This is a genomic window from Mycobacteroides sp. H003, assembly GCF_001440135.1.
GTDB classification, from domain to species: Bacteria; Actinomycetota; Actinomycetes; order Mycobacteriales; family Mycobacteriaceae; genus Mycobacterium; species Mycobacterium gwanakae.
The window spans coordinates 796,278-810,045 of sequence record NZ_LJYL01000034.1 but is presented as its reverse complement, the minus strand read 5'-3'; the positions used below and the strand labels follow the sequence as shown (position 1 = coordinate 810,045).

The following is a 13,768-nucleotide window of genomic DNA, read 5'->3' as shown; positions in this document are numbered from 1 at the left end:
GGGAAGCGCAGAGAACGCACATGCCGGCAATAGTCCTGATCGGCGCCCAGTGGGGCGACGAGGGGAAAGGCAAGGCAACCGACCTGCTCGGTGGCTCGGTTCAATGGGTAGTCCGCTACCAGGGCGGTAACAACGCCGGACACACCGTGGTGTTGCCCAACGGAGAGAACTTCGCCTTGCACCTCATCCCATCGGGGATCCTCACCCCGGGGGTGACGAACGTCATCGGCAACGGGGTCGTCGTCGATCCGGGCGTGCTCTTGACCGAGCTCGCGGGTCTGGAGCAGCGGGGTATCGACACCTCGGGTCTCATCTTGTCCGCCGACGCGCATCTGCTGATGCCGTACCACGTCGCGATCGACAAGGTGACCGAAAGGTACCTGGGATCCAAGAAGATTGGCACCACCGGCCGCGGTATCGGCCCCTGCTATCAGGACAAGGTGGCGCGCATCGGGATCCGGGTCGCCGATGTTCTCGACGAGGAATCTCTGCGCCAAAAGGTTCATGCCGCACTGGAATTCAAGAACCAGGTGCTGGTCAAGATCTACAACCGCAAGGCACTCGACCCGGATCAGGTTGTCGACGGTGTGCTGGAGCAGGCCGAGGGATTCAAGCATCGCATCGCCGACGCGCGTCTTGAGCTCAACCAGGCGCTGGAACGCGGTGAGACGGTGCTGCTGGAGGGATCGCAGGGCACGCTGCTCGACGTCGATCACGGCACCTATCCCTTTGTGACGTCCTCGAATCCGACGGCCGGCGGCGCTTCGGTGGGGTCCGGTATCGGGCCCACCCGGATCACCACCGTGCTCGGGATTCTCAAGGCGTACACCACCCGCGTCGGTTCGGGTCCGTTCCCCACCGAGCTGTTCGACGAACATGGCGCCTACCTGGCCAAGACGGGCGGCGAGGTGGGCGTTACCACCGGGCGCGCCCGGCGCTGCGGATGGTTTGACGCCGTCATCGCCCGGTACGCCACCCGGGTCAACGGCATCACCGACTACTTCCTGACCAAGCTGGACGTGCTGTCGAGTCTGCAGACCGTCCCGATCTGTGTCGGGTACGAGGTGGATGGCAAGCGCACCAACGAAATGCCGATGACCCAGAGCGAGATTTACCGCGCCACACCGGTTTACGAAGAGCTTCCGGGTTGGTGGGAGGACATTTCCACGGCTCGCGAGTTCAGCGACCTGCCCGCCAAGGCGCAGGACTACGTGTTGCGTCTCGAAGAGCTCGCCGGTGCGCCGATGTCATGCATCGGCGTTGGGCCGGGCCGCGATCAGACGATTGTGCGGCGGGACATACTCTCGAAGTCATGACTGCCGACGGGGACAGACTCGCCGCACTGCATGAAGAGATGAATCGGGCCATCCGTGAAATCCGTGGCGGGGGTTTTCCCCAGTACTCGCCGTCCTCGGTGGGGCCCGGATTCGGGCGGTTCCTGACCGCCATGCGGCGGCTGCAGGATCTCGCGGTGTCGGCCGATATGGACGATCCGCGCTGGGACGAGGCGGCCGATCTCACCGAGAAGCTCGTCGAGCTGATGGACCCGTACCAGGCGCCCGAGGGTGTCGGACCTGCCAATCGGGTCGCCGATGAGCCCGCCAACGGGCACCTGTTGCTGCCGCCGTGGTTCATCGACAAGGCCGGACCCGACGGTATCGAGGCGCATGGTGACTTCCCGCGGTTCTACCTCGGCGGTAATGGCGCCGTACACGGCGGCATCTTGCCGCTGTTGTTCGATCATCTCTTCGGGATGACGGTGATCATGGCGGGCCGCACGATCAGCCGTACGGCCTTCCTGCACGTCAACTACCGCCAGGTGGTGCCGGTCGGTGTGCCCCTGACGGCCAGCAGCCGCATCGACGAGGTGGATCGCCGCAAGGCGTTCGTCTCGGCGGAGCTCTATGACGCCGCCGGGACGGCGCTGGCCGATGCCAACGGGCTGATGGTGCAGCTGCTGCCCGGCCAGCCGTGACGGGCTACCTGTCGGCCTGATTCATGGTGGCCTCTTCGAGGTCGAGCCCCCGCAACACGGTGCGCAGCACCTCGTCGTCGATATTGCCCGCATCGCGTTCGGCGATGAACACTTCACGCTCCTTCTCGAGCATCTCCAGGCGCAGGTTCCGGAACGCGGCCATCGGGCTCTCACCGGCATCCTCATCGCTGCGTCCGAGGCGCTCCCAGGCCGCGTTGCGGCGCCGGGTGTTCCAGTGCCGCAGGATCTCCGCGGCCCGGCTGCGCACGTTGGTGTCCTCGATGCCGTCGTTGTCATCCAGGAGTTCCTCGAGACGATCGGCCGCCGCGCGGGCAGCCTTGTCCTGGGCGGCGGCCTCGGCCAGGGCGTCCTTGCGTTCATCGTCGCTCTGCACGCCCAGCACCCTGATCACCCACGGCAACGTAAGGCCGTGCAGCAGAAGGGTTCCCACCACCACCACAAAGGTGAGGAACACGATGTGTGGATGCCCGGGCAGTGGCTCGCCGGTGACGGTGGACAGCGGCACCGCGAAGGCCATCGCCAGCGACACCACACCGCGCATCCCGGCCCATGCCACCACAAAGACCCCACGTGCCGACGGGCGTTGGCCGGGCGGACGCATATAGGCGAATGCGAAGACGAACACGATGCGCACCACGATGACGGTGGCCAGCACCGCGATCGACGAGAGCAGGATGGTCTGGAACGACAGGCCGCGTAGTCCCTCGATGACCTTGGGCAGCTGCAACCCGATGAGCAGGAACGCGAAGGACTCGAGCAGCAGCTGCACGGCCTTCCACACCGCATCGTCCTGTAGCCGGGTGGCGTATCCGGCATGGACCGAGCGGTGTCCCAGCATCAGGCCGGCGACCACCACCGCGATCACACCGGAGCCGTGTATCTCCTCAGCGAGCAGGTAGGCGAAGAACGGCACCACCAGGCCGATGGCGCTCTCGGACAGCGGATCGTCGAGCTTGCAGCGGATGATGTTGACCAATTTCCCGATGACAACCCCGACGAGCACCCCACCGACGGCCGCGAGCGCAAAGATCTTGAGCCCGTCGGCCACGGTGGCGCCGAGCCCGATCGCCGCGGCGATCGCGACCCGATAGGCGGTGAGTGCGGTGGCGTCGTTGAGCAGACTCTCGCCGCCCAGCAGCGTCATGATGTTGCGCGGCAGGCCCAGGCGGCGGCCGATGGCGGTGGCCGATACCGCATCGGGCGGTGCCACGATGGCGCCGAGCACCATCGCGCCGGCCAGCGGCAGCTCGGGAACCGCATAGAACGCCACGAAGCCCACCGCGACCGTGGTGACCAGCGGAAGCACCACGGCCAGGCTGCTGACCGCCCGCACGTTCTTGCGCAGGTTCACGTAGGAGCTCTCCAGCGCCGTGGTGTAGAGCAGCGGCGGCAGAATCACGAACAGCACTAGGTCCGGGTCCATCTCGATGGACGGCAGGCCGGGGATGGCGGTGGCCGCCAAACCCGCCACGACCAGTACCAACGGGGTGGGAAGCCCGAATCGCCGGGAAATCGCTGCCAGGACGAGGGCGGCCGTGAGTACTGCCAGCAGTGAAACGTTCACCTTCGTATTCTGTGCGGAGAGTGGTCCTGGCACCTAAGCGGGCACGTTGAGAGGGCATGTATGAAGCGGCTGTTCCGGCGCGGATCTGCCGCGCCCGCGTCGACACCGGGGCCGGGCCCCTGTCCGGAGCTGGTGGCCGCCACCGGGCCCGATCCCGAACCCCGGACCCCCGGGCATTGCGAGGACTGCGCCGCGCTGGGCGAGCAGGTCTGGGCCCATTTGCGGATGTGCCTGGAATGCGGCCGGGTGAGCTGCTGCGATTCCAGTCCCCACCAGCACGCCACCGCGCATTTTCACGCCTCGGGACACCCGGTGATGCGTTCCCATGAGCCCGGTGAGGATTGGCGCTGGTGTTATATCCACAGCACTCTGGGTTGAGGATGTGTGGCAATCTGGCACGCTAGGCACGGTCCAACAGGGCAACAGACCGACCGGAAGGCGTAAAAGACATCGTGGTGACGCAGGAGGGTTCGCCCCCCAGCGAGCAAGGGTCGACGGCGTCAACTGACACCGTGGAGCCCGGGCCCGCCGAGACGGCGCCGGTGACCGAGGACGCCATCCGTGCCACCAACGGCGCCAAGGTGCCCAAGGCCGCCAAGGCGGTGAAGCCCCCCGTCGAGACGGCGGCGTCTGCCGGGGACGCACCGGAGCCTGGCGCCCCGAACCGCACCACGGTGATGCTGCTGGGTTCGGGTGAACTCGCCAGGGAGCTGGCCATCTCCTTCCAGCGCCTGGGTGCCGAGGTCGTCGTGGTGGACACCGGCACGCCCGGGCCCGCCCAGGACGCGGCGGACCGTTCGGTGCTCGCATCGATCGGTGAGTCGGAGACCTTGTTCGAGCTCATCGAGAAGGAACGGCCCCGGTTCGTGGTGCCGCTGGTGGAGACGGCCTCGGTCGACGCGCTCGAGAAACTGGCCGACGGCAAGGTCACCCAGGTCATTCCGACCGCCAAGGCCGTGCGACTGGCGGGCGATCGCGAGGCGATGCGGCGGATGGCGGCCGAGGAACTCGGCTTGCCCACGCCCGCCTACTGGTTCGCGAACTCGGTCGAGGAACTGCACAAGGTTCTCGAATCCGCGGGTTTCCCGGTGGTGGTGCGCCCGGTCTCGGCCGCCTACGGGCAGGGCGAATCGGTGGTGCTGCGGGAGAGCGACGCGGAACCGGCATGGGATCAGGCCGTCGCGGCGAACATCGGTGACATCCAGCGAGTGCTGGTGGAGACCGTGGTGGAGATCGACTACGAGATCACGCTGCTGACGGTGCGCACGGCCGGGGTCGGCGGTGCGACCAGACTGTATTTCTGCGAGCCCATCGCACACCGCCAGAGTGGCACCGACGCGATGCAGATGTGGCAGCCGCAGCCGCTGAGTCAGGCGGCGCTCGAGCTGGCGCGGTCGATTGCCGCCCGCGCGGTCAATGCCCTTGGTGGGCACGGTGTTTACGGTGTCGAGCTGTTCGTCCGTGGCGACGAGGTCTACTTCTGCGACGTGAGTGCGCGGCCCTATGACTCCGGGCTGGTGACGGTGCGATCGCAGCGGCTATCTGAATTCGATATGCACGCACGCGCGGTGCTGGGCGTTCCGATCGACACCATTTTGGTGTCGCCGGCGGCCGCCGAGCTGGTCTACGGCGACGGTCAGGGTCCGACGCCGCGGCAGCTCGATGAGGCGTTGCAGATACCTGAGAGCGATATTCGGGTGTTCGGGCATTCGGAGGTCCATCGGCGCCGTCGTGTTGGGTTGGCACTCGCCACCGCACCCAATACCGCGCTGGCGATGAGCCGCGCGCATCAGGTCGCCAGGCATCTGCGGTGACGCCCGAGGAGCAGGTGGAATCCGAGGATCGCGGGAGTATCGGCCCCTTCATCGCCGGGGCGGTGATCTTTGGAATCGTGGTGATCGGTATTGCGGTGTCGACGTTCTTCCGGTCGGGTGACGGTCTCACCGAAGAGGGCAGGGTGGGGCAGTCGGTCATCGCGCAGAACGATGCGCTGCAGCGACATGCCTATGCCGACTATGTGGCCAGCAGCTGCCGAGCAATCGTCGGCCCGGAACAGAATGTGATTGCCGCGCAGGACAAATCCGAGGCGGCGCGCGGAAACCGGTATGTGGAGGACGTCAAGGACGTCAAGATCAGCGGGGATACCGCCACCGCCGCGGTGACCTATCACTACATGAAATCCGAGGACACCAAGCTCACCGCGGACGTCTCCTTCGTCAAGGAAGACGGCTCGTGGAGGGTCTGCAGCCAGTACCAATAGACTGGCTCTTCGTGGGCTACGCAGGAGATATCACCCCGGAGGCGGCGTGGGCGCTGCTGAAGGAAAACCCAGAGGCCGTTCTTGTCGATGTGCGCACGTCGGCGGAGTGGAAGTGGGTCGGGATTCCCGATCTCACCGAGCTCGGCCGCGATGTCGTGTACATCGAGTGGGTGCGCTCTAACGGCGAACGCAATGAGCAGTTCCTGGAGGAGCTGGCGGCCGCGGGCGTGACCGGGCCGTCCCAGGGGGACGGCCGCCCGGTGATCTTCCTGTGCCGGTCCGGCAATCGGTCGATCGGTTCGGCGGAACTGGCCACCGAGGCGGGAATCGCCCCGTCCTACAACGTGCTTGACGGGTTCGAGGGCAACCTGGATGAGAACGGGCACCGTGGCGGCGTCGGATGGCGTGCCATCGGTCTGCCGTGGCGGCAGTCATGAACCAGACTCCTGACGGCATTCCCTCGGTGCGCATACCCAAGGCGCTGCCCGACGGCGTGAGCCAGGCGACCATCGGTGTGCGCGGTGGGCTGCTGCGCTCCGAGTTCGAGGAGACCGCCGAGGCGATGTACCTGACCTCCGGGTACGTCTACGAGAGCGCGGCTGCCGCGGAACGCGCCTTCACCGGCGAGGTCGATCGGTATGTGTACTCCCGCTACGGCAACCCCACGATCTCCATGTTCGAGGAGCGGCTGCGGCTCATCGAGGGTGCCGAGGCGGCATTCGCGACGGCGACAGGCATGTCGGCCGTCTTCACCGCGCTGGGCGCGTTGCTCGGTGCCGGTGACAGGCTGGTCGCGGCTCGGAGCCTGTTCGGGTCCTGTTTCGTGGTCTGTAACGAGATTCTGCCGCGCTGGGGTGTGGAGACCGTGTTCGTGGACGGTGAAGACCTCTCCCAGTGGGAGGAAGCGCTGTCCGTTCCTACACAGGCGGTCTTCTTCGAAACCCCTTCCAACCCAATGCAATCACTCGTCGACATCGAAGCGGTGTGCCAACTGGCGCATGCTGCCGGTGCAAAGGTGGTGCTGGACAACGTTTTTGCTACCCCACTGTTGCAGCAGGGTATTCCGCTGGGCGCCGATGTGGTGGTCTATTCCGGCACAAAGCACATCGACGGGCAGGGCCGGGTGCTTGGCGGCGCCATCCTGGGCGAGACCGAATACATCGAGGGACCCGTCAAGACGCTGATGCGGCACACCGGGCCGGCGCTGAGCCCCTTCAATGCCTGGACGCTGGTGAAAGGCCTTGAAACACTGGATCTTCGGGTGCGACATGCCAACGAATCCGCCTCCAAGATCGCGCAGTTCCTGGAACAGCATCCGGCGGTGCGCTGGGTGCGGTACCCGTTCCTGCCGAGCCACCCTCAGTACGAACTGGCCAAGCGGCAGATGCGCGGCGGCGGCACCGTCGTCACCTTCGAGCTGGATGCCGACGGCGACGCGGGCAAGCAGCGTGCCTTCGAGGTGCTCGACGGCACCTCGCTCATCGACATCTCGAACAACTTGGGTGACTCCAAGTCGCTGATTACCCATCCCGCCACCACCACCCATCGGGCGATGGGTCCGGAGGGACGTGCGGCGATCGGGCTCTCCGATGGCGTGGTGCGTTTGTCGGTCGGGCTGGAGTCCACCGAGGACCTCATCGCGGATCTAGAACGGGCACTCGGCTAATTCGGGCTAGCTTTAGTTAGCAGGGGCTAGCACTTAGGGCGAAGCCTTTGTAGTATCCCGTCATGACGCAACGAATCGTTCATTTCGCGGTATTGGTGTTTGCCGCCGTGATGATGTCGCAGGCCCTAAGCGCTTGCTCGATGTCCGATTTCGTGGGTGGTGCCGTAGAGCGCACCACATATCCGCCGGTCACGCCGATTCCCCCGCCCCCGCCCGGCGTAAACGTTCTGCCCCCAGACTTTCCGCGTGATATCCCGGTCATCAAAGGCACATATCGCCAGGATGCCGAGGGCAGTTCTCGGACCTTGGCGGTCAGCGGCGTGGACGCCTCAGCGGTCGCCGCGGCGGGCAAGCTCCTGACCGATGCGGGATTCGAACATCAAACCGTGGTGGGCCAGGACGCCTACCTCAACAGCCGATACACCGTGCTGGTGGTCGGCGACGACCTCGGTGGAACCTTCACCCTGCGCTACACAGTCATGCCGATGACCGGCGTGCCGGGCATGCCCAGTGTCACCTTTCCGCCGTTGATCTGAGGAGCCCAGGATGTCGCACCAATACAGTCCGGCGTTCGAACGGGCCGGGCGCTTCGTGGCCAAGCACGCAAAGCTGGTGATACTGGCGTGGATAGCGGTCGCTGTTCTGGTCAATGCCGCCTGGCCGCAGCTGGAGCGGGTCGCCAACGAACACTCGGTCAGTCCGCTGCCAACGGGCGAAGTGAGCCCGGCGTTGGCATCGATGAAGGAGATGGGAAAGGCTTTCGGCCGTCCCGGAATCGATAACGCCGTCATCATCGTTATGCACAGCGACAACGGATTTGATGCCGAGTCGCAGGCTCGGTACTCCGCGCTGATCGACCGGCTGGGCGCGAACAAGGAGTACGTCACCTTCGTGCAGGATCAGCTGGGCGATCCGCGGATGCGCAGTAACCCGGTGGCGCGCAAGCAGGTTCTCAGCGAGGACGGCACCACGTGGTACGCGATGGCGGGTTTGGCCGGGGACCTTGGTACTCCTTTGGCGCAGAGGGCATATCGATCGGTTGACGATTTGGTGAAACAGACGTTCGCCGGATCGGCCACCACGGCGAACATCACCGGCGCGGCGGGCACCATCACCGATATGGGCAACGCCGCGCTGGGCGATCTGCCCAAGATCGGCGCGGTGACGGTGGTCGTCATCGGCCTCATCTTGTTGTTGGTCTTCCGTTCGTGGTTCACCGCGATGCTGCCGCTGCTGGTGATGGGAATGAGTCTGCTCATCGCGCGTGGAGTCATCGCCGGACTTGCCGATCGGGGCTTGGTCCCGGTGTCCTCGGTGTCTGCCGGGCTGATGATGGCCGTGCTGATGGGGGCCAGCGTCAACTACACGGTGTTCCTGGTGAGCCGGTACCACGAGCGAATTCGCGCGGGGGAGGCGCCGCCGGATGCGCTGGCGCACGCCTGTGGCTCGATGACCAGGGTCATCCTGGCGACGGCTGCCACGGTGGCGATCGCCAATATCGCCCAGTTGACCGCCAAGCTGGCCTTCCTCGCGGCGGCCGGTCCGGCGGTGTCCATGGGGGTTATCGTCGCGTTCTTCGTGGTCACCACGCTGCTACCGGCGACGCTGAGCCTGGCCGCCCAGCGCGGATTGGGGCTGCCCGGGCCCGATCGGGCCGGCGTGTACTGGCACCGCATGGGGGTGAACATCGTGCGGCACCCCTGGCCCGTCTTCGGTGCGGCGATCGTGATCCTCTTGGCGGCGGCGTCCTTCGTGCCCTTCATGCGGCCCAGTTTCGATATGTCGCGGGTGCTGCCGGATTCGGCCCAGTCGAACCAGGGTATGCACATTCTCAATGCCCACTTTCCCGCCAATTCGGTGATGCCGCAATATCTCCTGATACAGGCGCCATCGGATCTGCGCAATCCGCGTGCGTTGGCCGATCTTGACCAGATGGCCGAGCGCGTCTCTCAACTCCCGGGAGTCGGGAAGGTCGTCGGCATCACCCGTCCGGATGGCAACAAGCTCACTCAGGCGACGTTGGCATGGCAGATCGGATACATGGGAACGCAGATCGATAAGACAGGCGGGCAGGTCAACGCCGACCTGCGGCCGCAGCTCGAACGGATGTCCAAGCTCGCCGATGTCATGTCGGCCATGACCAACGAACTGGGCGACGGGGATCTGGTCCGGATGCAGCAGATGATGCCGCAGATGTTGTCGATGGCCAAAGAGGTTGAAGGGCAGTTGGACCGGTATCAGTCGCTGATATCGCAGATGGGCACGGTGGCGGGGATGGTGGATCAGCTCGCGAAGATGGGCCCCTCGGTCGAGGCGACCTTCTCGGCGCTCGACGCCGGGGCGTCGTTGACCCAGACGCTGGCAGAATCCCCCTTCTGCCCGGTGCAACCCGATTGTGTGAAGCTGCGCGATCAGCTCGTCGAGCTACGCGACAAGGGGCCACTGGCCTCGGCGGAAAACCTGCGTGAGTCGGTGCGGGCGGTCACCGGCGGAAAGACGATCACCCAGTTACTGGGCGATATGAACAATCAGTTCAAGCAGATTCGCGGACTACTCGCGAAATTGCCCGAGATGGAACGCAAGTTCGAACGCATCTCCGGCTACTTCCAGCAGCTTCAGGGACTGGGTGTGGACATGAACTCCGTCAAGACGATGGGCGTGCGAATCCGCGACCTGAACACCCAACTTGAGGACACCGTGCGGTCCATGGGTGAGGCGGCCGTGACCCTGCAGACCATTGGGAAGGATTCCAATTCCCCTGCCGCATCCGGGTTCTCCGTCCCGGGGGCGATGTTGCAGAACCCTGGGTTCAAGGAGCTGAGTTCGGCATTCTTACAGGACGGTGGGCGTACCGCCATGTATCTGGTTCAGTCACCGCTCAATCCCTATGGGCCCGAAGCGATGCAGCTGAGCCGCGATATGGAGCGTGTCGGCAGCGAGGCAACTCCCAACACGGCCCTGGCTGGTGCCACGGTGTCAGTGGGCGGTTTTCCCGCCATCAATGCAGACCTGAAGAAGGCCTACGACAGCGATCTTCGCGAGATCATCGTTGTCACGCTCCTCATCATCTTCCTGGTGATGTGCCTGTTGCTACGGGCGGTGGTCGCACCGTTGTACCTGTTGGGCACGGTGCTCCTCACCTATATCGCGTCTCTGGGCATCGGCGTGCTGGTGTTCCAGGTTCTCCTTGGGCAACAGCTGGATTGGGCGGTCCCGGCCATGACCTTCGTGCTGATTGTGGCCGTCGGTGCCGACTACAACATGTTGTTCATCTCACGCCTGCGGGAGGAGAGTGCCCGGGGCATGCGGCTTGGCATCATCCGGACCGTGCGTCAGACGGGTTCGGTGATCACCTCGGCCGGGCTGGTGTTCGCCGCCAGCCTCTTGGGGATGATGGTCGGCTCGGTCAATCAGATGGTGCAGATGGGGTTCATCATCGGCGTAGGCATCCTGCTGGACACCTTCATTGTCAGGACGCTGATGGTGCCCACCCTGGCTCAGGCCTTCGGCAAGCTGAGCTGGTGGCCCTCCAAGGCGTGACAGTATTGGCGTGTTAGGCCACCAGGTTCGGATGTGGTAGCGGTGCAAACGGGTTGGCCACCCGCCGGGTGAAGGTGCCGTGGAACCCTATCGGCAGGTGGTGTGTCAGGTGGGCCACCGCCAGTGGGCCCTGCTCGACATCACGCGCGTCGAGAATGACTAGCTGTGAACGGTTTTCGACCAGGTCGTGATTGACCGCGAGTAGCCAGCCGTCATCTTGTGCCGAGTCTTTGTGGCGTGGCACAAAGAGGGGTTCACACACCGAGGCCGTCCCGAAATCGCAGTGTGTCATGGCGCCGGTGCGATGGTCGAATTTGAAGATGCCGTTGTAGTGGCCCTGGCGTTCCAGCGTGCCTGCGGTGTAGGTGATCTGATGATTGCGGGTGGATTGCCGCCAGTCATATTGCGGGAATTCAATTTTCGCAGACTGTGACACCACTTCCTCGGTGATCTTGCCGCTGGGCGAGATGCGGAATCTGACCAGGTGGCTGTTCGGCCATTCGCGGACCACCAGGTGGTGGTGAGGGTTTGGGTGGTCCTTCGGCCCCATCGCGGCATGCAGCGATTGCCGCAGAAATTCGAGGCTCTCATATCTGACGAACTCGACCACCGCATCAGCACCGTCCTGGAAGGCGTTGGTGACATGGATGTGGGTCTGTGGGGCGTGTTCGATGACAATCGGTTTGGATCCGTCGCGTGGCACCAGGATGAACTTGGTACTGCCATTGGTCAGCTGGTATTCGAGGCTCTCGTCGAAACGCTTGCCACGCAGTAGCTGGCCGATGTTGGGGCGGATCGGGTCGAGTACGAAGACCAGATACTTCTCGGTGAGTGCGAAATCGTGGTTCCAGCCCATATCCCACAGGGTCACCGAATTGATCTGCGAGAGTTGGCCGCTGGGGCTCACCCGGTAGCAGCGCAGTCGTGGCGTGGGAAAGACATCCAGGCCGAAGTTGAACATCTCGCCGGTGACGGGGTCCCATTTCGGGTGTGCCGAGAAGGCGCCGACGTACCCGAGCTTGCCCTTGAAGTCGTTGGTGCCCAGCGTCTCCAGAGTGTCGGGGTCCAGCCGATGTGGTGGCCCGCCTTCCCAGAGCGCTAGCATCTCCCCGGCCAGTGACACGATGTTGGTGTTGGCGGTGTTCGCGGGCAATTGGAGGTTGGCCAGTAGTTTTCCGGGCACCTGGGTAGTGATCCCGGGCCTGCGCATCGGGCCGCTCTGCAACCCGTCCCGGAACTGTTGGGTGCGCACATACCGGTTGGTGAAGCGGACCGAGGAGCCGTCCAGGATGAATCGGGACACCATGCCGTCGGCGTCGAACATCGTCCGCAGCACGGTGGTGCCCACCTCGAACTTGCCGGGACCGATGCGAAACAGCGTGCCGGTCAGCGCGGGCGGCAAGGCGCCGTCGATATCGGTGAGCTGGTAGTCGTATTCGCGCAGCTGGGACTCGAAGGGACGGGAGATGAGCTCCTCAAAGTCCGTGTCGGAGGCGGAATGCTCGGGTGCGAGTGTCATGAAATCTCCTAGACCGCGTTGTCGGGCAGTTTCTGATGACGGGTGTCCTCAACATTAGCGAGTAGGTTGCCTATGTCAAGACGAAGGGCGTTTCAGCGTGACGAACGGTCAGACTCACCGCACGTACGGTGGTAAGACGCGAGAGCAGCGCCAAGACGAGCGGCGCGTGGCGCTGGTGCGGGCGGGCCGCGAGCTATGGGCCGATGGTGGGCTGCCCGCGGTCACCGTGCGGGGTGTCTGTGCGCGCACGAGGCTGACCGATCGGTACTTCTACGAGCAGTTCTCGGCGATCGGCGATCTGGTGCTGCAGATCGTGGACGACGTGTTCACCGAACTGTTCGCGGCCATGACAGCGGCGGGTCGAGTGGCCGGCGACCAGCCGCATGTGCAGCTGACAGCCGGGCTTACGGCTTACCTCGAGCACTCCATCGCAGACCCGGCGGTGCTGCGCATTCTGACCTCCGACCTCGCGGGATTTCCCGGGCTGGCCGCTAAACGCCGAAGTCTTCAGAACCGCGTCGCGCGCGGGATACTCCTGACCATCGCACCCGAGGTTGCCCAGCCGGAGCCGGCGCTGCTGGAGGCGGCCGTGTTCGGCGTCGGCGGTGTGACCCTCCTCATGGAGGACTGGCTTGCCGATGAAAATAGGTGCAGTGCAGCAGAACTGGGGGCCAGGGCCACCGATATGTGCATGCGCCTGCTGGGGCCGTTGGCCTAGCCGTGGCTTAGGAACTTGGTGGGCCGCAGGTAGAGGATGACGCGGTCTGCCTCATCGCCGGTGCTCTTCCCGGCCCAGGGTGCCTGGTACAGGTGCGCCAACTCCTGGATGAACGACCCGGTTGGGTCATCGTCGATCTGATCGATGGTGCCCCGCACTTCCAGATATCGGTACGGGTTGGTGGGGTCCAGGATCGAGAAGGCGACCCGCGGTTCGGTCTGAATATTGCGGAACTTGGCCCGTTTGTTGGTGTGGGTGAACCGCACCCGCTCGCCGTCCCAGCTGAACCACATGGGACTGGACTGTGCCGAACCGTCGCCACCGACCGTGGCGAGGTGACCGTAGAGGCGCTGTTCCAGGAGATCTTCGAAGCCTGCGGGGATTTCTGGCATGGCTTATTTGAACACTCTGACGGTGCGGATTCTTCCCCGGCCGGACATGACGGATAGCGGCCGTTCGATTCGCCGGGAGCCAAAGACTGTTGTGCACTGGTCGGTGTTCCTAG

At 64.6% G+C, this 13,768-nt stretch carries 13 protein-coding genes; 10 read left to right on the top strand and 3 right to left on the bottom strand.

From position 1 onward, the window contains the following. Nucleotides 1-20: 20 nt before the first annotated feature. Together AOT87_RS24030 and AOT87_RS24025 are read left to right on the top strand one after the other, a co-directional pair. The gene (locus tag AOT87_RS24030; protein ID WP_030096236.1) at nucleotides 21-1,316 is read left to right on the top strand and encodes an adenylosuccinate synthase; all 1,296 of its coding nucleotides are present in this window, start codon (nucleotides 21-23) and stop codon (nucleotides 1,314-1,316) included. After that, the gene (locus AOT87_RS24025) at nucleotides 1,313-1,975 is read left to right on the top strand and encodes a PaaI family thioesterase (RefSeq protein ID WP_081346457.1); all 663 of its coding nucleotides are present in this window, start codon (nucleotides 1,313-1,315) and stop codon (nucleotides 1,973-1,975) included. Before AOT87_RS24030 ends, AOT87_RS24025 begins: the two co-directional genes overlap by 4 nt. 4 nt (nucleotides 1,976-1,979) lie before the next feature. Here AOT87_RS24025 and AOT87_RS24020 read toward each other — a convergent pair whose 3' ends face one another. Then, nucleotides 1,980-3,560, bottom strand: coding sequence for a Na+/H+ antiporter (locus AOT87_RS24020; protein ID WP_030096238.1), 1,581 nt, complete (start codon nucleotides 3,558-3,560; stop codon nucleotides 1,980-1,982). A 60-nt stretch (nucleotides 3,561-3,620) separates the two neighbouring features. Here AOT87_RS24020 and AOT87_RS28095 point away from each other — a divergent pair, with 60 nt between their 5' ends. The 7 genes from AOT87_RS28095 to AOT87_RS23990 all read left to right on the top strand — a co-directional run bounded on the left by AOT87_RS28095 (nucleotide 3,621) and on the right by AOT87_RS23990 (nucleotide 11,026). After that, nucleotides 3,621-3,938 carry a UBP-type zinc finger domain-containing protein gene (locus AOT87_RS28095; RefSeq protein ID WP_081343238.1) on the top strand — a complete coding sequence of 106 codons (318 nt, stop codon included), beginning with the start codon at nucleotides 3,621-3,623 and terminating at the stop codon, nucleotides 3,936-3,938. Between the two features lie 71 nt (nucleotides 3,939-4,009). Next, entirely contained in the window at nucleotides 4,010-5,374 is a 1,365-nt protein-coding gene (gene purT / locus AOT87_RS24015) for a formate-dependent phosphoribosylglycinamide formyltransferase (protein WP_057968807.1), read from the top strand. After that, nucleotides 5,371-5,820, top strand: a complete 450-nt coding sequence (locus AOT87_RS24010) for a hypothetical protein (RefSeq protein WP_057968806.1) — start codon at nucleotides 5,371-5,373, stop codon at nucleotides 5,818-5,820. The genes purT and AOT87_RS24010 overlap by 4 nt, the downstream gene beginning before the upstream one ends. Before the next feature lie 11 nt (nucleotides 5,821-5,831). Then, a complete protein-coding gene (locus AOT87_RS24005) occupies nucleotides 5,832-6,257 on the top strand; it encodes a rhodanese-like domain-containing protein (RefSeq protein ID WP_057968805.1) in 426 nt (141 codons plus the stop codon). Next, nucleotides 6,254-7,486 (top strand): O-succinylhomoserine sulfhydrylase, encoded by a 1,233-nt coding sequence (locus AOT87_RS24000; protein ID WP_030096242.1) that lies wholly within the window; start codon nucleotides 6,254-6,256, stop codon nucleotides 7,484-7,486. The genes AOT87_RS24005 and AOT87_RS24000 overlap by 4 nt, the downstream gene beginning before the upstream one ends. A gap of 62 nt (nucleotides 7,487-7,548) precedes the next feature. Next, nucleotides 7,549-8,022 carry a hypothetical protein gene (locus AOT87_RS23995; protein ID WP_057968804.1) on the top strand — a complete coding sequence of 158 codons (474 nt, stop codon included), beginning with the start codon at nucleotides 7,549-7,551 and terminating at the stop codon, nucleotides 8,020-8,022. Between the two features lie 10 nt (nucleotides 8,023-8,032). Next, the gene (locus tag AOT87_RS23990) at nucleotides 8,033-11,026 is read left to right on the top strand and encodes an RND family transporter (protein WP_057968803.1); all 2,994 of its coding nucleotides are present in this window, start codon (nucleotides 8,033-8,035) and stop codon (nucleotides 11,024-11,026) included. A 13-nt stretch (nucleotides 11,027-11,039) separates the two neighbouring features. Here AOT87_RS23990 and AOT87_RS23985 read toward each other — a convergent pair whose 3' ends face one another. Beyond that, nucleotides 11,040-12,545: a carotenoid oxygenase family protein gene (locus AOT87_RS23985; protein WP_057968802.1), complete on the bottom strand. Its 1,506-nt coding sequence runs from the start codon at nucleotides 12,543-12,545 to the stop codon at nucleotides 11,040-11,042. 97 nt (nucleotides 12,546-12,642) lie between these two features. Between AOT87_RS23985 and AOT87_RS23980 the strand changes: the two genes are divergently transcribed. Next, nucleotides 12,643-13,263: a TetR family transcriptional regulator gene (locus tag AOT87_RS23980; RefSeq protein ID WP_030096246.1), complete on the top strand. Its 621-nt coding sequence runs from the start codon at nucleotides 12,643-12,645 to the stop codon at nucleotides 13,261-13,263. On the opposite strand, the gene AOT87_RS23975 is transcribed toward AOT87_RS23980, so the two are convergent. Further along, complete coding sequence (locus AOT87_RS23975; RefSeq protein ID WP_030096247.1) at nucleotides 13,260-13,655, bottom strand: PPOX class F420-dependent oxidoreductase; 396 nt, start codon at nucleotides 13,653-13,655, stop codon at nucleotides 13,260-13,262. The genes AOT87_RS23980 and AOT87_RS23975 overlap by 4 nt on opposite strands. Nucleotides 13,656-13,768: the final 113 nt, after the last annotated feature.

What these genes read in the sequence shown, in the direction of transcription:
- AOT87_RS28095 (WP_081343238.1), top strand. Translation starts at nt 3,621, where the DNA reads ATGAAGCGGCTGTTCCGGCGCGGATCTGCCGCGCCCGCGTCGACACCG.
- AOT87_RS24030 (WP_030096236.1), top strand. Translation starts at nt 21, where the DNA reads ATGCCGGCAATAGTCCTGATCGGCGCCCAGTGGGGCGACGAGGGGAAA.
- AOT87_RS23975 (WP_030096247.1), bottom strand. Translation starts at nt 13,655, where the DNA reads ATGCCAGAAATCCCCGCAGGCTTCGAAGATCTCCTGGAACAGCGCCTC.
- AOT87_RS23995 (WP_057968804.1), top strand. Translation starts at nt 7,549, where the DNA reads ATGACGCAACGAATCGTTCATTTCGCGGTATTGGTGTTTGCCGCCGTG.
- AOT87_RS23990 (WP_057968803.1), top strand. Translation starts at nt 8,033, where the DNA reads ATGTCGCACCAATACAGTCCGGCGTTCGAACGGGCCGGGCGCTTCGTG.
- AOT87_RS24000 (WP_030096242.1), top strand. Translation starts at nt 6,254, where the DNA reads ATGAACCAGACTCCTGACGGCATTCCCTCGGTGCGCATACCCAAGGCG.
- AOT87_RS23985 (WP_057968802.1), bottom strand. Translation starts at nt 12,545, where the DNA reads ATGACACTCGCACCCGAGCATTCCGCCTCCGACACGGACTTTGAGGAG.
- AOT87_RS24025 (WP_081346457.1), top strand. Translation starts at nt 1,313, where the DNA reads ATGACTGCCGACGGGGACAGACTCGCCGCACTGCATGAAGAGATGAAT.